Source organism: Enterobacter sp. RHBSTW-01064 (assembly GCF_014103035.1).
GTDB lineage: Bacteria > Pseudomonadota > Gammaproteobacteria > Enterobacterales > Enterobacteriaceae > Enterobacter > Enterobacter mori.
The window spans coordinates 80,096-100,650 of record NZ_JABXOU010000002.1 but is presented as its reverse complement, the minus strand read 5'-3'; the positions used below and the strand labels follow the sequence as shown (position 1 = coordinate 100,650).

The following is a 20,555-nucleotide window of genomic DNA, read 5'->3' as shown; positions in this document are numbered from 1 at the left end:
ACGACATGGCAGCAACTTTTTCGGACGTCTGTGCCGTGGTGCCGGCCGCAGGTTTTGGCCGGCGCATGCAGACAGAATGTCCCAAGCAGTACCTTTCAATTGGCGATAAAACGATCCTTGAGCACGCCGTGGCGGCGCTGCTGGCGCACCCGAAGGTGACGCACGTGGTCATCGCCATCAGCCCAGGCGATGCGCGCTTCGCGCAGCTCCCGCTGGCAAACCACCCACAGATTACCGTCGTTGACGGTGGCGCCGAGCGCGCCGATTCCGTGCTGGCGGGCATTCAGGCTGCCGGAAACGCCTCGTGGGTACTGGTACATGACGCGGCGCGTCCGTGTCTGCATCAGGACGATCTTGCGCGTCTGCTGGCCCTGAGCGAAACAAGCAAGGTCGGCGGGATTCTGGCTGCCCCCGTGCGTGACACCATGAAACGCGCCGAGCCGGGCAAACAGGCTATCGCCCATACAGTTGAGCGCGTTGATTTATGGCATGCGCTGACGCCACAATTTTTCCCCCGCGAACTGCTCCACGACTGCCTGACGCGTGCGCTTAAAGACGGTGCGACCATCACGGACGAAGCCTCAGCGCTGGAGTATTGCGGTTTTCACCCTGAGCTTGTTGAAGGGCGCGCTGATAATATAAAAGTGACGCGCCCGGAAGATTTGCAGCTCGCGGAATTTTATCTTACCCGTTCGACCCATCAGGAGAAGGCATAATGCGAATTGGACACGGTTTTGATGTACACGCCTTTGGCGGAGAAGGCCCAATTATCATTGGCGGCGTGCGTATTCCTTACGAAAAAGGACTGCTGGCGCATTCTGATGGCGACGTGGCGCTGCATGCGCTAACCGACGCGCTGCTGGGCGCTGCCGCGCTGGGGGATATCGGCAAGCTGTTCCCGGACACCGACCCGGCATTTAAAGGGGCAGACAGCCGCGAACTGCTGCGCGAAGCGTGGCGCCGCATTCAGGCGAAAGGCTACACCCTGGGTAACGTCGATGTGACCATCATCGCTCAGGCACCTAAAATGCTGCCGCACATTCCGCAGATGCGTGTGTTTATCGCGGAAGATCTGGGCTGCCATATGGACGACGTCAACGTCAAAGCGACCACCACCGAGAAGCTGGGCTTCACGGGCCGTGGCGAAGGCATTGCCTGTGAAGCCGTGGCGCTGCTGGTGAAGGCGAGCAAATGACAGACTTTGACAATCTGACATACCTGCACGGTAAACCGCAGGGGAACGGGGTGCTGAAAGCCAGCCCGGAAGATTTCCTCGTGGTGGAAGATTTGGGCTTTGAGCCGGATGGCGAAGGCGAGCACATTCTGGTGCGCATTCTGAAAAACGGCTGCAACACACGGTTTGTGGCCGACGCGCTGGCAAAATTCCTGAAAATTCATGCCCGCGAAGTGAGCTTTGCCGGACAGAAAGATAAACATGCGGTCACTGAACAGTGGATCTGCGCGCGCGTGCCGGGCAATACGATGCCGGATTTAAGCCAGTTTGAGCTTGAAGGCTGTAAGGTGCTGGAGTACGCCCGTCACAAGCGCAAACTGCGTTTGGGCGCGTTGAAGGGCAATGCCTTTACGCTGGTGCTGCGTGAAGTGACTGACCGCGAAGACGTTGAAAAACGCCTACAGGCGATAAACGAACGCGGCGTACCGAACTACTTTGGCGCACAGCGTTTTGGTATCGGTGGCAGCAACCTGCAGGGCGCACTGCGCTGGGCGCAAAGCAATGCACCGGTACGCGACAGGAATAAACGCAGTTTTTGGTTGTCTGCGGCCCGCAGTGCGTTGTTTAATCAGATTGTGAGCGAACGTCTGAAAAAATCGGACGCTAATCAAGTTGTTGTCGGCGATGCGCTACAATTAGCGGGACGCGGAAGCTGGTTTGTGGCAACGGCCGAGGAAATGGCCGATGTCCAGTCTCGTGTGGACGCCAAAGCGCTGATGATTACGGCCGCGATGCCCGGTACGGGCGACTGGGGCACGCAGGGCGACGCGCTCGCTGCCGAGCAGTCAGCCGTCGCGGACGCGCCAGAATTACAATCACTGCTGGTGCGGGAAAAAGTCGAAGCAGCACGCCGCGCGATGTTGCTCTACCCGCAGCAGTTAAGCTGGAACTGGTGGGATGACGTGACCGTTGAGTTACGCTTCTGGCTACCTGCAGGTAGCTTTGCCACCAGTGTTGTCAGGGAACTTATCAACACCTCGGGTGATTATGCGAATATTGCTGAGTAACGATGACGGGATCCACGCGCCAGGTATACAGACCCTGGCGAAACACCTTCGCGAATTTGCGGATGTGCAGGTTGTGGCTCCCGATCGTAACCGCAGTGGAGCGTCTAACTCACTGACGCTGGAGTCGTCGCTTCGCACCTTTACCTTTGAAAATGGCGATATCGCCGTACAGATGGGCACGCCGACCGACTGCGTGTTCCTCGGCGTGAATGCGCTGATGCGCCCGCGCCCGGACATTGTGGTGTCAGGTATCAATGCCGGACCCAATCTCGGCGATGACGTGATCTACTCCGGTACCGTGGCGGCAGCGATGGAAGGACGTCATCTGGGCTTCCCGGCGCTGGCGGTTTCGCTTAACGGCCATACGCATTACGACACGGCGGCGTCGGTCACCTGTTCGATTCTTCGCGCGCTGGGGCGTGAACCCCTGCGTACGGGCCGTATCCTGAATATCAACGTACCCGACCTCCCGCTCAATGAGATCAAGGGGATCCGCGTGACGCGCTGTGGCAGCCGTCATCCTGCTGACCAGGTTATTCCGCAGCAGGATCCGCGCGGCAATACCCTCTACTGGATTGGGCCTCCGGGCGAAAAATGCGATGCCGGTCCAGATACGGACTTCGCTGCTGTCGATGAAGGGTATGTTTCCGTTACGCCACTGCACGTAGATTTAACCGCGTATAGCGCGCATGATGTGGTGTCGGACTGGTTAGATCGGGTCGGGGTGAACGTGCAATGGTAAGCAAACGTGTACAAACTCTTCTGGAACAACTTCGCGCTCAGGGGATCACTAACGAGCATGTGCTGGATGCGCTTGCCCAGGTTCCGCGCGAGAAGTTTGTAGACGAGGCGTTTGAGCACAAAGCGTGGGAAAACGTGGCGCTGCCTATTGGGCAAGGCCAGACCATTTCTCAGCCCTACATGGTGGCGCGCATGACGGAACTGCTGGAGTTAACCCCGGAGTCCCGCGTGCTGGAGATTGGCACCGGGTCGGGGTATCAAACCGCGATCCTCGCGCATCTTGTTCGCCATGTTTGTTCCGTCGAACGCATCAAAGGTTTACAGTGGCAGGCGCGTCGTCGCCTGAAACAACTTGATTTACATAATGTTTCAACACGTCACGGTGATGGATGGCAGGGTTGGCAGGCTCGCGCCCCGTTTGATGCCATTATCGTCACGGCCGCACCGCTGGAGATCCCGGCAGCACTCTTGTCGCAGCTGGATGAAGGCGGCATTCTCGTCTTGCCCGTGGGCGATGAACACCAGCTTCTGAAGCGTGTTCGTCGGCGTGGCGGCGAGTTTATTATCGATACCGTAGAAGCCGTACGCTTTGTGCCTCTGGTTAAGGGAGAGCTGGCCTGAGACTCGGATTTATCCAGGGTTATTAAGGCAAATTCAGCGTATTGTGTGGCGCAAAAGGTTCGTGCCATCACGGTTATTTTTAAGTCACTGGTAGTTAACACATTCCTGGGGGATAAATGAGCGCGGGAAGCCCAAAATTCACCATCAGCCGTGTTGCGGCATTATCACTGGTTTCGCTCTGGCTGGCAGGCTGTACAAGTTCGAATAACGCACCTGCGCCTGTAAGCTCCGTCGGCGGGAACAGCGGCTCGGGTAACACGTCCAGCGGAATGTTGATCACTCCTCCGCCGAAAATGGGCACCTCTACGGCGCAGCAAACTCCGCAGATCCAGCCGGTTCAGCGTCCAACCACGCAGCCAACACAGATTCAGCCAGTTGAACAACCTGTTCAGACGGAAAATGGCCGCATAGTATACAACCGCAAGTATGGGAACATTCCGAAAGGGAGCTATACCGGTGGCAGCACCTACACCGTGAAGCGCGGCGACACGCTGTTCTATATTGCCTGGATCACCGGGAACGATTTCCGTGACCTGGCACAACGCAATAACGTGCAGGCCCCGTATGGACTGGAAGTCGGCCAAACGCTTCAGGTGGGCAACGCGACGGGTACGCCACTGACGCCGGGGAACACAGTTTCTGCGGCGGATGTGACCGCGCAAAATAACAGCGTTATGCCTGCACAAAAATCCACCACGGTGGTTGCTTCACAACCTGTAATTACGTATTCTGAGGATTCAGGTGATCAGAGTGCTAACAAAATGTTGCCGAATAATAAAGGGACTGCGACTGCTGTCACAGCACCGGTTACGGCACCTGTGGTTAGCTCTACTGAACCGACTGCCAGCAGTACCTCCACCAGTTCGCCTATCTCTGCATGGCGCTGGCCGACTGACGGCAAGGTTATCGAAAACTTCTCTTCCTCCGAGGGAGGAAATAAAGGGATCGATATCGCAGGGAGTAAGGGACAGGCTATCATCGCGACCTCAGACGGACGCGTTGTCTATGCCGGTAACGCTCTGCGCGGTTACGGTAATCTTATTATCATCAAACATAACGATGATTACCTGAGTGCCTACGCCCATAACGACACAATGCTGGTCCGGGAACAACAAGAAGTTAAGGCGGGGCAAAAAATCGCTACCATGGGTAGCACCGGAACCAGTTCTACACGCTTGCATTTTGAAATTCGTTACAAGGGGAAATCCGTAAACCCGCTGCAGTATCTGCCGCAGCGATAATTTGACGGGGCATGCCAGCCAGGGTGTCTCGTTCAGGGATCACGGGTAGGAGCCACCTTATGAGTCAGAATACGCTGAAAGTTCATGATTTAAATGAAGATGCGGAATTTGATGAGAACGGAGCAGAGGCTTTTGACGAAAAAGCCTTAGTAGAAGAGGAACCCAGTGATAACGATTTGGCTGAAGAAGAGCTGTTATCGCAGGGCGCCACACAGCGTGTACTGGACGCGACTCAGCTTTACCTTGGGGAGATTGGTTACTCCCCACTGTTAACGGCCGAAGAAGAAGTCTATTTCGCACGTCGTGCTTTGCGTGGTGATGTTGCCTCGCGCCGTCGCATGATTGAAAGTAACCTGCGACTGGTCGTGAAAATTGCTCGCCGTTACGGCAATCGTGGTCTGGCTCTGCTGGACCTGATTGAAGAGGGCAACTTAGGTCTCATCCGCGCAGTTGAGAAATTTGACCCGGAACGCGGGTTCCGCTTCTCAACCTACGCGACCTGGTGGATTCGTCAGACCATCGAACGGGCAATTATGAACCAAACCCGTACGATTAGACTGCCGATTCACATCGTCAAAGAGCTGAACGTCTATCTGCGTACCGCGCGTGAGTTGTCCCATAAACTGGACCACGAACCGAGCGCGGAAGAGATTGCCGAACAGCTTGATAAACCGGTTGATGACGTAAGCCGTATGCTGCGTCTCAACGAGCGCATTACCTCGGTTGACACCCCGCTGGGTGGCGACTCCGAAAAAGCGCTGCTGGACATCCTGGCCGACGAAAAAGACAACGGCCCGGAAGACACCACGCAGGACGATGACATGAAACAGAGCATCGTCAAATGGCTGTTCGAACTGAACGCTAAACAGCGTGAAGTGCTGGCACGTCGTTTCGGTTTACTGGGGTATGAAGCTGCGACACTGGAAGACGTCGGCCGTGAAATTGGCCTGACCCGCGAACGTGTTCGTCAGATTCAGGTTGAAGGTCTGCGCCGCCTGCGTGAAATCCTGCAGGGGCAAGGTCTGAATATCGAAGCGCTGTTCCGCGAATAAGCAACCTTTCGTCAAAAAAAGGCCCGTCGTGAGACGGGCCTTTTTCTTTTGTGCTACGGCTGCGCCGTTTCGTGCAGCAGGCGCCACGTAATTCTGTCGCCTTCCTGATTCAGCACCGCCGTCGACCAGCGCACGTTTAGCGGCATATCGGGGCGGGTTTGTGTCTCGCGATAGTGAAGTACTGCGCCGTTATCCCAGGCTTCTATCGTGGCGAGTTCATCAATGACGATTTTCAGGCCGGGTCGGCTTCCACGCTGGGTATCAAGGAAATGGGCAAGGGCGTGATAGTCAAGATGTGCGCCGCCCGGTGGTATCATCAGAAAATCCGGTCGAAAGCGGGTGAGCAAGGTTTCAGCCTCACCTTCACCTTTGCCTAACCAGTTTTCAAGCGCAATGTGGAGGTCGATAATGTCGTGTTCAAAAAGCGTCATGAATTCTCCTGTCGCAGCTGGCTGAGCACCTGCATCGTGTTAAGACGAGAAACGTACAATACAGGCACTAAAGTGATGCCTGCGGCAAAAATAAACATCCCGTGCCAGGCGACGAGCGGCGCAAGATAAACCTGCGCAATGCTCAGCGCCTGCGCCAGTAGCAGGGTTCCCGCAAAAAAGCTTAGCTGACGATTAAGATTCCACAGGGCGCTGGCGTCAGGCATATCGTCCTGGGCTGTCGTCAGAAACGCGCTGCTCTGCGCCGTGCTGCTGCAAAGACTGCCTCCGGCCCCCATCAACACAAAGGCCGCGACAGATAACAGCGCTGGCGATGCCGAACTGACGTTCAGTAAAAGCAGAATGCCCGTCGCCTGCAAAAGGCACCCGATAACCACCAGAGGCCGGGGGCCGACGCGGTTAAAATAGCGTCCTGTTACCATAATGGCCATAAACGATGCCGCGGACCATGGCAGCATAAGCATGCCCGTTGCGGCGGGCGTCATGCTGGCTTCGCTCTGAAGATAATACATGCCCGTTACGTTTACCCCGATAAAGATGCCGGGCACGCACACGTAGACAAGCATGGAAAAACGCAAAAGTGGGTCGGTCAGCAAGGAGAGGTTTAACAGCCTGGCTGTTTTCTTCGGCGGCATTTCAGCGTTAAGCCATACGCAGGCTAAAACAAAGGTGACGATGGCGACGGGTAACGTAGCAAAAAAGATCCAGCGCCAGCTTAGCGTTTGTACCAGCAGTCCCCCGATAGCAGGGGAGCAGGCAGGGGCAAGCAACGCGACCAGCATCACCGCCGAGGAGAGCCTGGCGCGTTCGTGAGGCTTAAACTGTTGCCAGGTCAGCGCCTGTCCCACCGGGATCAGCAAGCCACCGCCAATCCCTTGCAGTGCACGCCAGGCAATCAGGCTTTCCAGCGAGGAAGACAGTCCCGCAGCAGCGGAGGCCGCGCTAAAGAGAGCCAGAGAGAGGAGGATGACGCGCTTCGGCCCGATGCGGCGCGTCAGCGCGCTGCCGAAAGGGATCGCCAGCGTCAGACCGGCAATGTATCCGTTACTGACCCAGGCAAGCGCTGAGGGTGTGGTGTTGAATGCGCGTGCCATGGCCGGAAAGGCGACGCTGGCAATAAACATATTTATCAAATCAAGGAAAAAGCCGAGCAGATAGACAACGGCGACTTTGCTGCGATACGTCATGGCGGATCCTCCGGTGAGGTGGCGTATCGTATCGGCCCGCAAGCTACGGATAAACGCGACAAACAGCGATATACTGTCAAAATATTTTTGACAGTGATGAAGGTTAACGATGTTTACTCTACAGCGTACGGCGATGTTTATCGCAGTCGCGGAGGCGGGCAGCTTCACCGCCGCGGCAGAGGCAATGGGGCTGACAAAAGCCGTGGTGAGTTTCAACATTCGCCAGCTTGAAGACGAGCTGGGCGTTACGCTGCTGCTGCGGTCAACCCGCCGTCTGACCTTAACCGAGGCGGGCGCGCTTTTTCATCAGCGAAGCGTCGCGCTTCTGAAGGAGGCAGAACAGCTGCAGGACGATGTCCGCGCGAATCATGCGGGACTCTCCGGAGAATTGCGGATAACCACCACGCCCGAGTACGGCTCGCAGGTTGTGGTGCCTTTGCTGGCGGAATTTAGTCAGCAGCACCCGGAACTTCGCGTGCGCCACGTTTCGTCCTCTTTGCATGCCGACCTTATCTCTGAGCGCTTTGACGTCGCCATCCGGCTGGGAACGCTCGCCGATTCACGCTACCACGCCGCGATGATTACCTCTTTCGCCATATTGCCGGTGGCAGCGCCGAACTGGCTGGCTAACCATCCGGTAGAGACCCTTGAACAGCTGGCGAAAGCCGACTGGATCATCCACGAGCGCTTGCCCTCTCCACTGCGCTGGCAGGTGAAAGCGAGCAGCGGAGAGCTTGTCTCGTTTGAAATCACGAAAGCCCCGCGTCTGTATGCTGACAGTGCTCAGGCGCTGATGGCTTTCGCACGTGCCGGAAGCGGCGTGGCGTTACTGCCTGAATGGCTGGTGCGAAATGCGCTGGATGCCGGGCAACTGGCGTCGGTATTACCCGGCTACACCTTTGCACAGCAGGGCATCTATGCGGTTTATCCCGATGCCCAACACGTGCCCGCGAAAGTCCGAAAGTTTATCGATTTTATGCGTGCGAGGGTGGATTAGTCGTGCATCATCTTTTTGATAAGCGCTGAAAATTGCTCGCGTTCAGCCTTGCTCAGGCGTCCTAAAAACGCCTCATCCACGTCATTGCCGACCGGTTTACAGTCTGCAAGCAGGGCTTCACCTTCTGGCGTCAGGAAGACAAACCGGCGGCGCTTATCTGCGGGATCGTGCTCGCGTTTTACCAGCCCACGCGCCTCCATGCGGCTGAGCATCTCTGCCAGCGTCGCTTTCGTGCTGACTGCCACTTCGGTCAATGCCACCTGTTCGATACCCGGATGTTCGGCAATTGAGCGCAGAACCGCATATTGCGGCTTGGTCAGCTCCGGCAAAGCATGCTGCCATTGCGCAGTATGTTGTTGAAAAAGCTGGCGCAACAGGTGGAACGCTTCTTGCCTTAGTTCCATGAACACTCCGACGAAAAAAAATCACTCTCTATGATAGCCGCTAACGCCCTGGATTATAACGCGGGAGTTTTTAGCATTTAGTGTGATCGTATGCGAACGATCTTGTCATGAACAGGTTCCAGGAGTAGGTTACTCAATATGTTCGTATACGAACAAAATGATTGAGGTACTGAATGAGATTGATAGTAGGAATGACGGGAGCAACGGGCGCGCCGCTGGGTGTGGCTTTACTGCAGGCACTGCGAGACATGCCGGAGGTGGAAACCCATCTGGTGATGTCGAAGTGGGCAAAAACCACCATTGAGCTGGAAACGCCTTACACCGCGCAGGACGTTGCCGCACTGGCTGACGTTGTTCACAGCCCGGCTGACCAGGCCGCCACCATCTCCTCCGGCTCGTTTCGCACCGACGGCATGATCGTCATTCCCTGCAGCATGAAAACGCTGGCGGGCATCCGCGCGGGCTACGCCGAGGGGCTGGTGGGGCGTGCGGCGGATGTGGTGCTGAAAGAGGGGCGCAAGCTGGTGCTGGTTCCCCGCGAAACACCGCTCAGCACCATTCATCTTGAGAATATGCTTGCCCTTTCCCGCATGGGCGTGGCGATGGTGCCGCCCATGCCTGCGTATTACAACCACCCGCAAACCGCTGATGACATCACCCAGCATATCGTGACCCGCGTGCTCGACCAGTTCGGTCTGGAGCATAAAAAGGCGCGCCGCTGGAACGGGTTGCGCGAGGCGAAACATTTTTCACAGGAGAATAAAGATGGCATTTGATGATTTGAGAAGCTTCCTGCAGGCGCTCGATGAGCAAGGGCAACTGCTGAAAATTGGGGAAGAGGTGAACGCCGAGCCGGATCTGGCGGCGGCCGCCAACGCGACCGGCCGCATTGGCGACGGCGCGCCCGCGCTGTGGTTCGACAATATTCGTGGCTTTACCGATGCCCGCGTGGTGATGAACACCATCGGCTCCTGGCAGAACCACGCCATTTCGATGGGGCTGCCTGCGAACACCCCGGTAAAAAAACAGATCGACGAGTTTATTCGCCGCTGGGATAAATTCCCCGTTACGCCAGAGCGCCGCGCTAACCCGGCCTGGGCGCAGAATACGGTGGACGGTGAAGACATTAACCTGTTCGATATCCTGCCGCTTTTTCGCCTGAACGACGGTGACGGCGGTTTTTATCTCGATAAAGCGTGCGTCGTCTCGCGCGATCCGCTCGACCCGGACCACTTCGGCAAGCAGAACGTCGGCATCTACCGCATGGAAGTGAAGGGCAAGCGCAAGCTCGGCCTGCAGCCGGTTCCGATGCACGATATCGCTCTGCATCTGCATAAAGCGGAAGAGCGCGGTGAAGATCTGCCGATTGCGATTACCCTCGGCAACGATCCGATCATCACGCTGATGGGCGCGACGCCGCTGAAATACGATCAGTCCGAGTATGAAATGGCGGGCGCACTGCGTGAAAGCCCGTACCCGATTGCCACTGCGCCGCTGACCGGCTTCGACGTGCCCTGGGGTTCTGAAGTGATCCTTGAAGGGGTCATCGAAGGCCGCAAGCGTGAAATCGAAGGGCCGTTTGGCGAGTTTACGGGGCACTATTCCGGCGGCCGTAACATGACGGTTGTACGTATCGACAAAGTCTCTTACCGCACCAAACCGATTTTTGAGTCGCTCTACCTCGGCATGCCGTGGACCGAGATTGATTATCTGATGGGCCCGGCAACCTGCGTGCCGCTCTATCAGCAGCTGAAAGCGGAATTCCCGGAAGTGCAGGCGGTGAACGCGATGTACACCCACGGCCTGCTGGCGATTATCTCCACCAAAAAACGTTACGGCGGTTTTGCCCGCGCGGTCGGTTTACGTGCCATGACCACGCCGCACGGTCTGGGCTACGTGAAGATGGTAATCATGGTGGATGAAGATGTCGATCCGTTCAACCTCCCGCAGGTGATGTGGGCGCTGTCGTCGAAAGTGAACCCGGCAGGGGATCTGGTACAACTGCCGAACATGTCGGTCCTTGAACTTGACCCTGGTTCCAGCCCGGCGGGCATTACCGACAAGCTGATTATTGATGCCACCACGCCAGTTGCACCGGACACCCGGGGCCACTACAGCCAGCCGGTACAGGATCTGCCTGAAACCAAAGCCTGGGCTGAAAAATTGACCGCGATGCTGGCAGCACGCCAATAAGGAGGAAAAGATGATTTGTCCACGTTGTGCCGATGAGCATATTGAAGTGATGGCGACGTCACCGGTGAAAGGGGTCTGGACCGTTTACCAGTGCCAGCATTGTTTGTATACCTGGCGCGATACCGAACCGCTGCGCCGTACCAGCCGCGAGCACTACCCTGAAGCGTTTCGCATGACGCAGAAGGATATTGATGAGGCACCGCAGGTGCCGACGATCCCACCGTTGCTGTAAAAAAAAGCCCGGTGGCGGCTTCGCCTTACCGGGCCTACGGGTTTTGTAGGTCGGGTAAGGCGAAGCCGCCACCCGACAAAACAGACCGCAGAGAACTAAACCAGACTCTTCAACCGGTAAATCCACTCCAGCGCCTGACGCGGCGTCAGTGAATCCGGGTCGAGGTTCTCCAGCGCTTCCACCGCTGGCGACGTCTCTTCCGCAGGCACCAGCAGCGACATCTGCGTACCATCAATCTGCGTCGCCGCCGCATTCGGCGAAAGGCTTTCCAGTTCACGCAGTTTCTGACGCGCGCGCTTGATCACCTCTTTCGGTACACCTGCCAGCGCCGCTACGGCCAGCCCATAGCTCTTGCTCGCCGCGCCATCCTGCACCGTGTGCATAAAGGCGATGGTGTCGCCGTGCTCCAGCGCATCAAGATGCACGTTCGCCACCCCTTCCATTTTCTCCGGCAGCTGCGTCAGTTCGAAGTAATGGGTCGCAAACAGCGTCATAGCCTTGATTTTATTCGCGAGGCTTTCCGCGCAGGCCCACGCCAGGGACAAACCATCATAGGTTGACGTTCCGCGCCCGACTTCGTCCATCAGCACCAGGCTGTGCTCGGTGGCGTTATGCAGAATGTTGGCCGTTTCGGTCATCTCGACCATGAAGGTTGAGCGACCGCTCGCCAGATCGTCCGCAGCCCCGACGCGGGTAAAGATGCGGTCGATTGGGCCAATCTCCACGTTTTGCGCCGGGACGTAGCTGCCGATATACGCGAGCAGCGCAATCAGCGCCGTCTGACGCATATAAGTACTCTTACCGCCCATGTTCGGTCCGGTAATGATCAGCATGCGTCTCTGCGGCGACAGGCTGAGCGGGTTAGCGATGAACGGTTCGTTCAGCACGCGCTCCACCACCGGATGACGCCCTTCGGTAATGCGAATGCCGGGCTTGTCGGTAAAGGTCGGGCAGGTATAGTTCAGCGTTTCAGCGCGTTCAGCCAGGTTGACCAGCACGTCCAGTTCGGCCAACGCGGCGGCGCTTAGCTGCAGATCGGCCAGGTGCGGCATCAGCATGTCGAACAGCTCGTCATACAGCTGCTTTTCCAGCGCCAGCGCTTTACCTTTCGAGGTGAGGACTTTGTCCTCGTACTCTTTCAGCTCGGGAATAATGTAGCGCTCAGCGTTTTTTAGCGTCTGGCGGCGCACGTAGTGAATCGGCGCCAGGTGACTCTGCCCGCGGCTGATCTGAATGTAGTAGCCGTGGACCGCGTTATAGCCCACTTTCAGGGTATCAAGACCCAGACGCTCGCGTTCACGGATCTCCAGCTTATCAAGGTAGTCCGTTGCACCGTCTGCCAGCGCGCGCCACTCGTCCAGTTCTTCGTTATATCCGGGGGCAATCACGCCGCCATCGCGCACCAGAACCGGAGGCGCATCGATGATGGCGCGCTCAAGCAGTTCGCGAAGCTCGGTGAATTCGCCCATTGTTTCGCGCAATTTTTGCACCGGTGCGCTGTCGACGTTGCCCAGCTGAGCGCGCAGTTCCGGCAGCTGCTGGAAGGCATGGCGCATACGTGCGAGGTCGCGCGGGCGTGCCGTACGAAGAGCCAGACGGGCGAGGATACGCTCCAGATCGCCTACCTGACGCAGTACCGGCTGTAATTCGGTGTAACTGTCCTGCAATGCGGCGATGGTTTGCTGGCGGCCGATAAGCGTATTGGTGTCGCGAATCGGCATATGCAGCCAGCGCTTAAGCATGCGGCTGCCCATCGGCGTAACGGTACTGTCGAGGACGGAAGCCAGGGTATTTTCAACGCCGCCCGCCAGATTTTGGGTTATCTCCAGGTTACGGCGCGTGGCGGCGTCCATGATGATGCTGTCCTGCTGACGCTCCATGGTGATAGAGCGGATATGCGGCAGGGCAGTACGCTGGGTATCTTTTACATATTGCAGCAGACAGCCTGCCGCACACAGTCCGCGCGGGGCGTTTTCCACGCCAAAGCCAATCAGGTCGCGCGTGCCAAACTGCAGGTTGAGCTGCTGGCGCGCAGTATCAATTTCGAATTCCCACAGCGGACGACGACGCAGACCACGACGACCTTCAATCAGCGCCATTTCAGCGAAATCTTCGGCGTAGAGCAGCTCTGCCGGGTTAGTACGCTGCAATTCGGCAGCCATCGTCTCACGGTCAGCCGGTTCACTCAGGCGAAAACGCCCGGAGCTGATATCCAGCGTCGCATAGCCAAATCCTTTACCATCCTGCCAGAGTGCGGCCAGCAGGTTATCCTGGCGTTCTTGCAGCAGCGCTTCGTCGCTGATGGTGCCGGGCGTGACGATGCGCACGACTTTGCGCTCAACCGGGCCTTTTGACGTGGCGGGATCGCCAATCTGCTCGCAAATGGCGACGGATTCCCCCTGATTCACCAGTTTCGCCAGATAGTTTTCCACCGCATGATGCGGGATACCGGCCATAGGGATGGGCTCACCTGCCGATGCGCCGCGTTTGGTCAGGGAGATGTCGAGCAACTGCGACGCACGTTTAGCATCGTCATAAAAGAGCTCGTAAAAGTCGCCCATACGGTAAAACAGCAGAATTTCCGGATGCTGTGCTTTCAGCTTCAGGTACTGCTGCATCATGGGGGTATGTGCGTCGAAATTCTCTAGTGTACTCATTAGCGTATCGTGTCCATTTTATTAACTTTCAATGAGTTGGCTTTTGTTTTTATTGTCAGGTGTCGTCCTGTCTCATTGGAACTCATGAAATCCTGAGCGTCTTATCATGCAATGTTTGGTGACCATGATAACGGAGTCTGTATGGCAGGAAAACAGAAGGAGAAGGCTCTTTCGACTAAAGTGCGTACCGGATTCCATCTATGCGAAAACGGGGCTTTTTGCACGTACCTTCCGCATATGAGCACTCGTTATATTATTCGTTCATTCAGGAACGCATTCTTTCGCTCACTTATGCCGTAACTTCTTGCTTTGACAAGAAATAGCCGCAGCGTATAATTATCATTCATATCAATAGTTTCCCGATTCTGTTTGCTGTCGAGCGAGTAGCGTATGTTTTGGATAATTAACGATAATATTAAATTTTGTCCTGACAAAAACGTCCTTGTCTCGTTGAATAAACCTGAATTAAGCGTAATTCTGACAACGCCTGCAAGTCGTTGTCTCGCGCTTTTACTGGAATCCTCGCCAGAGGTGGTGAACCAGAAAGAATTCTTCGATAAAGTGTGGGGCGAGGACGGGATGATCGTCCCGGCAAATACGCTTTATCAGAATATCTCTATTATCCGGCGCGGTTTGCGTTCGGCTGGAGAAACGAGCGACACGCTGGTTGCGACGGTGCCGAGAAAAGGTTTCCAGATTCATAAAAGCGTAAAGATCACCCGCGTTGAAACGGATAGGGCGGATACAGAAGAACCTGCAGAGGTTTCGTTGCCCGAAGCGCCTCTGACGGTGCCTGTCGAACAACCGGCGGTGAATACGTCTCAGGTGCCGGTCGAAAAAAAATCGCCGCGTAAATTACGTCGCCTGTTTTTTCCTGTGCTCTTAATGATTATCTCCTTTGCACTGGGCTATTTCATGCTGCATCACATATTCCGAGATAATCCGGATAAAGATTTTTTCCAGAATTACACCATTAACCGAACCGAAAACGGTTGCCACTATTTCTCGCAAAGTGATGATATTAAAAGTATTGGTAATTTCTCGCGCTTTATTAAAATTATCATGAAAACCGGTCTTGATTGTAAAAAGTATCCGTGGATTTATTTCTCTTCTTCCAGCAATGCGCCTGCCCTGTCCGTGCTCGCCTGCAGAAAGCCTTATGAAGCAAAACCCAATGCAGAATGCACGGCATTGTATTTCAGGGGGTATATGCAATGAAGAAAAGGACAATCGCTATACTGTGCCTGGTGTTTTTTGCCGCGGGCGCGCTGATTTCCTGGCTTTATCATTTGCGCCTGGAAAAAATGGAAAACACGGAAGCCTGTTCGGCCTCTATCGTCGTGTATCACGAGAATGCACGTGCCAACATAACGCTGGACTTCATGTATACGATGAAGACGCAAACCGGCATTGTTGCGGTAAGCGGCACGTATTATAAGAACGACAAAGTGGCAGGCGTTATCCGCAGGGATGTCTCCTATGTCTGGACGGAAAACAAGGACTCCTTCCACTTTACATCGCTCAATATTCATCATGTGAATGATGATGAATCACTGCCCAATGACGTTATCAGCGATGTTCTGCCCGACTTCTTTGTTTATCCGAATAAAAAAATGAATTATTCAATTACAAAACAAGGGCCTAAGGGGTTTATGTTCTCCGTGGGTAAGCGCCCAATATTCTTCTGCGCGCGCTGACTGGCCGGGAATAGGTGATGTCGCCGCCTGCACGGCGGCATGGTTATTTCCCGTCTTCTTCCACCAGCTCAATGATGATTTTCCCCTGTTCGACGCCCACTCTGACCCGTGAATGGGTCGTAAAACCCGCTTTTTCAAGCCAGTCGCCTTTGAGACTCAGGGCAGCGTGCATACTGTATCGGCGCGGGATCTTGGTTTTACGATCTTCATGGCGCTTTCTAAAATAGCCGACTTTTAAATGACGGTACGTTTTTGTAGCGGTAATCGCTTGCATAGGCACTCCACTTGGCTGGCTAACAGGGGAACGTATTGGCTGTATAAAATACCAGTAACCCTGGCATCGCGCTGGCTTAATAGCGGAAGGCGTCTTCAGAAAGCGGAATGCAACGACTGAAAATCACTGCGTAAAGGAGTATCATGAATGCAATTTATGAGAGGGTGATCTCCCATGTCCGGTAAACGCATCGCAAGAGAAAAAGTGACGATCGCCAAAATGATCGCCTTATATGAGAAAAAATGTCCTCAGGCTTCAACAGAGGAGGGGCATTATCAGGCGCTTAGGGCATATGCCGATAAGCGTCTCGATAAATGTGCGTTTGGGGAAGAAAAGCCGGCCTGTAAACAGTGTCCCATTCACTGCTACCAGCCCGCGAAGCGAGAAGAGATGAAGCAGGTGATGCGCTGGGCGGGGCCGAGAATGCTGTGGCGTCATCCGATTCTGACTCTCCGTCATCTGATTGACGATCGTCGTCCAGTACCGGCGTTGCCGCAAAAGTATCGTCCGAAAACGTAACGTATTTATTACCGAAGCGGTCGACAGATAATATTCAAGGCGACAGCGCTGCAGAGTGGGAAAATAGCCAGCAGCAGCCAGGGATAAACGGCCTCCAGCGAGGGCACCAGCGCGCGATCCAGCAGGCTGCCAAACAGCAGGTTTCCTGCCAGTACCGCAATGCCCCCGGCGGTTGAGAGTGCGCCATAGTGGGCCCCAAGCGTCGATTCCTCGGCGAAGCGGGGGATGAGATCTTTTGCAGACGGCACCAGCAGCATCTGCCCCAGCGTTAACAGCGTGACCATGCTCGCAGAGGGCAACAGCCGCAGCCAGCCTTCCGGCGGCTCCTTTGCGGCAAACAGCGCCACGCTGGCAAAGGCCGCGGAGAGCAGCAAAAAGCCCACGGGCAAAATTCTGACCGCGCCGATCCGCCTTGCAACACGCGCAAGGGGGAGTTGAAACGCGACGATCAGCACCGAGGCCAGCATAAACAGTGGGCCCAGATCTTTCTCGCTGCCTCCGGAGCGCTGGATCTCCACCGGTAGCGCCAGGTAGAGCTGGTTATAGCTCAACAGCCACGAGCTGTAGGCGATGATAAAGGCGACGAATCGCGCCTGGCGAAATGTTGTCCACCAGGGCTGAATAGCGAGCGGACGCTGGCTATGGCGGGCAGCCGGCAGGCAGAAGTAGAGCACCGCGAGCGCGACGACAAACACGCCGGCGCCTGCCAGCGCAACCTGACGAAAGCCAAGCCCCGTCAGCAGGGCACCCGCAATCGGGCCCAGCACCGCGCCCAGTTCCCCGCAAACGGCAAAGAGCGCAAACCACTCTGCGCGGCTCCGTTTACCTTTTGCCTCACTTTGCGTTCCCGCTTTCGCCAGCAGCGCTTCAATGGCGGGCGAGAAGAGCGCGCCGCCGATGCCGGTCAGACATGCCCCGAGAATAATAGGCCACAGCGATTGCCCGAAGGCCAGCAGCAGATAACCCGCTACGCGGATGACGCAGCCGCTCAGGATAACGATTTTCGCGCCGTAGCGGTCCGACAGCGCGCCGCCAACGATAAACATCCCCTGCTGCGAAAACGTGCGCAGACCAAGCACCAGCCCGATCAGCCCGCCGGAGAGCAGCAGGTCATCGCGCAGGAATATCGCCAGGAAGGGCACAACGGCATAGAAGCCAATGTTGAAAACAAATTGGCTGCCCAGCAGAACGGGCGGCCAGAGGGTGGCGGCAGGGCGCAATGGCATGCTGTTTACTCGGCTCTACACAATAAAGTGAATGTGCTTTTTACCATGGTACGGCGAGATCTCAATTTTGGTTTTCACTCTGAAAACGTCCCATAGCAGCTCCTCCGACAGGATCGCCTGCGGGGTGCCGGTTGCGACGATCTGCCCTTTTTGCATAACGATCAGCGAATCGCAGAACATCGATGCGTGGTTAAGATCGTGGATGGCGACGATGCTGGTCACCGGCAGCTCGCTGATGAGATGCATCAGCTGCATCTGATGGTGAATGTCCAGGTGGTTGGTGGGTTCATCCAGCAGGATTTCGGTTGGCGTTTGCGCCAGCGCGCGGGCGATATGCACCCGCTGCCGTTCCCCGCCGGACAGGCTCATCCAGCCCTGCTCGCTGCGGTCCAGCATATCGACACGCTGCAAGGCGGCAGTGACGGTTTCGTCATCCTGCGCGCTCCAGTTCGAAAAAGGGGAGTGGTGCGGAATACGCCCGAGCTTCACCACGTCGCGCACGCGCATGTTGGCATCGGTCATGCCGTGCTGCTCAACGAACGCCACGCGGCGCGCCAGCTGCTTTTTGGCGATGCGGGAGATGTCCTGACCGTCCAGGGTAACGCTGCCGCTGTCCGGGCGACGCAGGCCTGCCAGTATGCGCAAAAGCGACGATTTTCCGCAGCCGTTAGGGCCGAGCAGTCCTACCGTTTCGCCGCGTGAAACCTTCAGCGAGACGCCGTTGACGATGACCTTTTTGCCTACCTTCCAGGTAATATTTTCAGCGCAGATACTCATCACTTATTCCTTGAACGGTAGATAATTACGGCAAAGAACGGCACGCCCACCAGCGCGGTGACTACGCCGACGGGCAGGCTCTGTGGGGCAATCAGCATGCGCGAGGCGATATCGGCCAGCACCATCAGGATCGCGCCCGCCAGCGCGCTGGCAATCAGCAGCGTGCGGTGCAGCGGCCCGAACAGGAAGCGCATGACGTGCGGCACCACCAGACCCACAAAGCCGATTGAGCCCGCCATGCTGACGATGGTCGCGGTAATCAGTGCGGTGGTAGTGAACAAGGCAAGACGCACCCAGGGTACGGCAATGCCTAAAGAGGCGGCGGCATCGTCACCGAAGGTGAACGCATCCAGCGCCCGGGAATAGTAAAGACAGACGGCAAGGCCCGCCAGCACGACCACCAGCGCCAGCTGGAATTCCGGCCAGCGTACGCCGCTGAAGCTGCCCAGCAGCCAGAACATCACGTCGCGCGCCTGCTGCGCGCTGGCGGAGGTGCTGATGGTATAGGCGGTAATGGCGTTGAACAGCTGTGATGCGGCTACGCCCGCCAGAATGGTGCGTTCATTGCCGCCGCGCGCGCCGTTCGTCAGGAAGGCGACAAACGCAAAGGCGGCAAACGCCCCGGCAAACGCGCCCGCAGAGAGCGACACCGCGCCGGTGCCAATCCCTAATACGACGACCGACACCGCACCGGTTGACGCACCCGCCGACACGCCGAGCACGTAAGGTTCCGCCAGCGCGTTCTTCAGCAGGCTTTGCAGCACGGCGCCGCAGATGGCTAACCCCGCGCCGCAGCAGGCCGCCACCAGCGCGCGGCTCAGGCGAAAGTCCCAGATCACGCTCTCATAGATGCGGTTGAGCGGAACGTCGGTCAGCCCCAGCTTATTGCCAATAGCGTAAAAGACGTTGGACAGCGGAATCGACAGCTCGCCGACGCTGACGCCGAGAGCGATCACCAGCAACAGCAGGACGACGGCAAGCAGAGCAGAGGTGGTCAGGAACAGGCCCTGTCGGGCCTGAAGTACGGCTGCCGTCATCAGTTCAGCCCCAGCTTTCTGAGCTGCTCGCCCACCTGTTCAGCGCCGTAAATCGTGCGGATTGTCGGGTTCATGGCCTGACCGTCCATCACCACGATATGGCCTTTCTTCACCGCGTCCAGCTGGCTGACGGCGGGATCGCTTTTCAGGAATTTGATTTTCTCTTGCGCGTTATCCAGCGCCCAGCGGTTACGATCCAGGCTGGAGACAACAATCACGTCCGGGTTCGCGGCGATAATGCTTTCCCAGCCAACGGTTGGCCATTCGGTCTCTGCGGTAATGGCGTTATGGCCGCCCAGCACGTTAGCAATAAAACCGGAGGCGCTGTTTTTCCCGCCGACATAGGCATCCGCCGAAGGCGAGGCGCTTGAGAACCAGAAGACAAACGAAAGATCTTTTTTGTTTTTACCAAATTCCTGACGCAGATCGGCCTCGCGTTTTTTGAAATCGGCAATGACGGCCTGGCCGCGCGCTTCAACGTTGAAAATCTTCGCGAAATCTTCAATCTCTTTATAAAGGTACGTCATATCCCACAGCGTCTGGCGGCTGCCGTACATATCGCCTGCGGCCTTTTTGGTGGCGCACATGCCTGGTGATAAATAGCTGTTCACGCCGACGGTGGCCAGATCTTCACGTTTTGCGACCTTACTTTCCGGCCCGAGCAGCAGAGGAAGCTGAGCTGGAATAAAATCGGGATTTTGCGAAAGGATGGATTCCAGCGTAGGGATTTCGACCGTCAGGGTTTTGATTTTTGCATTCTGCTCAGCCAGCTGCGGCAGCACTTTTGTCGGCCAGAAGGCGCTGGCTTTAACCTTATCTTCCAGACCCAGCAGAAGCAGGATCTCAACGGTATTCTGACCCAGGGCCACGACGCGTTCCGGCGCTTTGGTGAACGTCTCTTTATACCCGCAGTTTTCAATCGTCAGAGGATATGTGGTTGCCAGAGCAGAACCGACCGACGCAATCGCCAGGCCTAACGCGCAGATGACCTTTTTCATTAAACGCTACCC

At 56.5% G+C, this 20,555-nt stretch carries 23 protein-coding genes; 14 read left to right on the top strand and 9 right to left on the bottom strand.

Annotated features, from left to right (window positions below):
* Window positions 1-5: 5 nt before the first annotated feature.
* The 7 genes from ispD to rpoS all read left to right on the top strand — a co-directional run bounded on the left by ispD (window position 6) and on the right by rpoS (window position 5,896).
* Window positions 6-716, top strand: coding sequence for a 2-C-methyl-D-erythritol 4-phosphate cytidylyltransferase (ispD, locus tag HV355_RS06420; protein WP_182401332.1), 711 nt, complete (start codon window positions 6-8; stop codon window positions 714-716).
* Window positions 716-1,195 carry a 2-C-methyl-D-erythritol 2,4-cyclodiphosphate synthase gene (gene ispF, locus HV355_RS06415; protein ID WP_008499607.1) on the top strand — a complete coding sequence of 160 codons (480 nt, stop codon included), beginning with the start codon at window positions 716-718 and terminating at the stop codon, window positions 1,193-1,195. The genes ispD and ispF overlap by 1 nt, the downstream gene beginning before the upstream one ends.
* The gene (truD, locus tag HV355_RS06410; RefSeq protein ID WP_182401330.1) at window positions 1,192-2,241 is read left to right on the top strand and encodes a tRNA pseudouridine(13) synthase TruD; all 1,050 of its coding nucleotides are present in this window, start codon (window positions 1,192-1,194) and stop codon (window positions 2,239-2,241) included. Before ispF ends, truD begins: the two co-directional genes overlap by 4 nt.
* The gene (gene surE, locus HV355_RS06405) at window positions 2,222-2,983 is read left to right on the top strand and encodes a 5'/3'-nucleotidase SurE (protein ID WP_010434534.1); all 762 of its coding nucleotides are present in this window, start codon (window positions 2,222-2,224) and stop codon (window positions 2,981-2,983) included. The genes truD and surE overlap by 20 nt, the downstream gene beginning before the upstream one ends.
* Entirely contained in the window at window positions 2,977-3,603 is a 627-nt protein-coding gene (locus HV355_RS06400; RefSeq protein ID WP_010434533.1) for a protein-L-isoaspartate(D-aspartate) O-methyltransferase, read from the top strand. The genes surE and HV355_RS06400 overlap by 7 nt, the downstream gene beginning before the upstream one ends.
* A gap of 116 nt (window positions 3,604-3,719) precedes the next feature.
* Window positions 3,720-4,844 (top strand): murein hydrolase activator NlpD, encoded by a 1,125-nt coding sequence (gene nlpD / locus HV355_RS06395; RefSeq protein WP_010434532.1) that lies wholly within the window; start codon window positions 3,720-3,722, stop codon window positions 4,842-4,844.
* A 59-nt stretch (window positions 4,845-4,903) separates the two neighbouring features.
* Entirely contained in the window at window positions 4,904-5,896 is a 993-nt protein-coding gene (gene rpoS, locus HV355_RS06390) for an RNA polymerase sigma factor RpoS (RefSeq protein WP_013098493.1), read from the top strand.
* Between the two features lie 53 nt (window positions 5,897-5,949).
* Here rpoS and HV355_RS06385 read toward each other — a convergent pair whose 3' ends face one another.
* Together HV355_RS06385 and HV355_RS06380 are read right to left on the bottom strand one after the other, a co-directional pair.
* Window positions 5,950-6,327: a DUF4440 domain-containing protein gene (locus HV355_RS06385; RefSeq protein WP_108416381.1), complete on the bottom strand. Its 378-nt coding sequence runs from the start codon at window positions 6,325-6,327 to the stop codon at window positions 5,950-5,952.
* Window positions 6,324-7,532 (bottom strand): MFS transporter, encoded by a 1,209-nt coding sequence (locus HV355_RS06380; protein ID WP_108416382.1) that lies wholly within the window; start codon window positions 7,530-7,532, stop codon window positions 6,324-6,326. The genes HV355_RS06385 and HV355_RS06380 overlap by 4 nt, the downstream gene beginning before the upstream one ends.
* Before the next feature lie 109 nt (window positions 7,533-7,641).
* Between HV355_RS06380 and HV355_RS06375 the strand changes: the two genes are divergently transcribed.
* Window positions 7,642-8,529, top strand: coding sequence for a LysR family transcriptional regulator (locus HV355_RS06375; protein WP_182401328.1), 888 nt, complete (start codon window positions 7,642-7,644; stop codon window positions 8,527-8,529).
* Here HV355_RS06375 and HV355_RS06370 read toward each other — a convergent pair.
* Complete coding sequence (locus tag HV355_RS06370; RefSeq protein ID WP_182401326.1) at window positions 8,526-8,933, bottom strand: MarR family transcriptional regulator; 408 nt, start codon at window positions 8,931-8,933, stop codon at window positions 8,526-8,528. The two genes, HV355_RS06375 and HV355_RS06370, sit on opposite strands and share 4 nt — an antisense overlap.
* A 173-nt stretch (window positions 8,934-9,106) precedes the next feature.
* Here HV355_RS06370 and HV355_RS06365 point away from each other — a divergent pair, with 173 nt between their 5' ends.
* Genes HV355_RS06365 through HV355_RS06355 form a run of 3 tightly spaced genes read left to right on the top strand, consistent with a single transcriptional unit; the run spans window position 9,107 to window position 11,358 of the window.
* Window positions 9,107-9,709, top strand: coding sequence for a non-oxidative hydroxyarylic acid decarboxylases subunit B (locus HV355_RS06365; protein ID WP_024909248.1), 603 nt, complete (start codon window positions 9,107-9,109; stop codon window positions 9,707-9,709).
* Window positions 9,699-11,126, top strand: coding sequence for a non-oxidative hydroxyarylic acid decarboxylases subunit C (locus HV355_RS06360; protein WP_182401324.1), 1,428 nt, complete (start codon window positions 9,699-9,701; stop codon window positions 11,124-11,126). Before HV355_RS06365 ends, HV355_RS06360 begins: the two co-directional genes overlap by 11 nt.
* Window positions 11,127-11,136: 10 nt before the next feature.
* On the top strand, window positions 11,137-11,358 hold the full coding sequence (locus HV355_RS06355; protein WP_003862116.1) for a non-oxidative hydroxyarylic acid decarboxylases subunit D: 222 nt from the start codon (window positions 11,137-11,139) through the stop codon (window positions 11,356-11,358).
* Window positions 11,359-11,453: 95 nt separating this feature from the next.
* Here the strand turns inward: HV355_RS06355 and mutS are convergent, their stop codons facing one another.
* Window positions 11,454-14,015 (bottom strand): DNA mismatch repair protein MutS, encoded by a 2,562-nt coding sequence (mutS, locus tag HV355_RS06350; RefSeq protein ID WP_089601222.1) that lies wholly within the window; start codon window positions 14,013-14,015, stop codon window positions 11,454-11,456.
* Between the two features lie 390 nt (window positions 14,016-14,405).
* On the opposite strand from mutS, the gene HV355_RS06345 reads away from it, so the two are divergent.
* Window positions 14,406-15,233: a transcriptional regulator gene (locus HV355_RS06345; RefSeq protein ID WP_182401322.1), complete on the top strand. Its 828-nt coding sequence runs from the start codon at window positions 14,406-14,408 to the stop codon at window positions 15,231-15,233.
* On the top strand, window positions 15,230-15,712 hold the full coding sequence (locus tag HV355_RS06340; protein WP_108416387.1) for a hypothetical protein: 483 nt from the start codon (window positions 15,230-15,232) through the stop codon (window positions 15,710-15,712). The genes HV355_RS06345 and HV355_RS06340 overlap by 4 nt, the downstream gene beginning before the upstream one ends.
* Window positions 15,713-15,755: 43 nt before the next feature.
* Here HV355_RS06340 and HV355_RS06335 read toward each other — a convergent pair whose 3' ends face one another.
* Entirely contained in the window at window positions 15,756-15,986 is a 231-nt protein-coding gene (locus tag HV355_RS06335; RefSeq protein WP_010434511.1) for a SymE family type I addiction module toxin, read from the bottom strand.
* A 174-nt stretch (window positions 15,987-16,160) separates the two neighbouring features.
* On the opposite strand from HV355_RS06335, the gene HV355_RS06330 reads away from it, so the two are divergent.
* The gene (locus tag HV355_RS06330; protein WP_010434508.1) at window positions 16,161-16,505 is read left to right on the top strand and encodes a nitrous oxide-stimulated promoter family protein; all 345 of its coding nucleotides are present in this window, start codon (window positions 16,161-16,163) and stop codon (window positions 16,503-16,505) included.
* Window positions 16,506-16,513: 8 nt separating this feature from the next.
* On the opposite strand, the gene HV355_RS06325 is transcribed toward HV355_RS06330, so the two are convergent.
* The 4 genes from HV355_RS06325 to HV355_RS06310 are packed head-to-tail and all read right to left on the bottom strand — an operon-like array spanning window position 16,514 to window position 20,543.
* Entirely contained in the window at window positions 16,514-17,731 is a 1,218-nt protein-coding gene (locus HV355_RS06325) for an MFS transporter (protein WP_120159352.1), read from the bottom strand.
* A gap of 15 nt (window positions 17,732-17,746) precedes the next feature.
* On the bottom strand, window positions 17,747-18,508 hold the full coding sequence (locus HV355_RS06320) for an ABC transporter ATP-binding protein (protein WP_010434502.1): 762 nt from the start codon (window positions 18,506-18,508) through the stop codon (window positions 17,747-17,749).
* Window positions 18,508-19,545 (bottom strand): iron chelate uptake ABC transporter family permease subunit, encoded by a 1,038-nt coding sequence (locus HV355_RS06315; RefSeq protein WP_042717167.1) that lies wholly within the window; start codon window positions 19,543-19,545, stop codon window positions 18,508-18,510. The genes HV355_RS06320 and HV355_RS06315 overlap by 1 nt, the downstream gene beginning before the upstream one ends.
* Window positions 19,545-20,543, bottom strand: a complete 999-nt coding sequence (locus HV355_RS06310) for an ABC transporter substrate-binding protein (RefSeq protein ID WP_182401320.1) — start codon at window positions 20,541-20,543, stop codon at window positions 19,545-19,547. The genes HV355_RS06315 and HV355_RS06310 overlap by 1 nt, the downstream gene beginning before the upstream one ends.
* Window positions 20,544-20,555 lie beyond the last annotated feature (12 nt).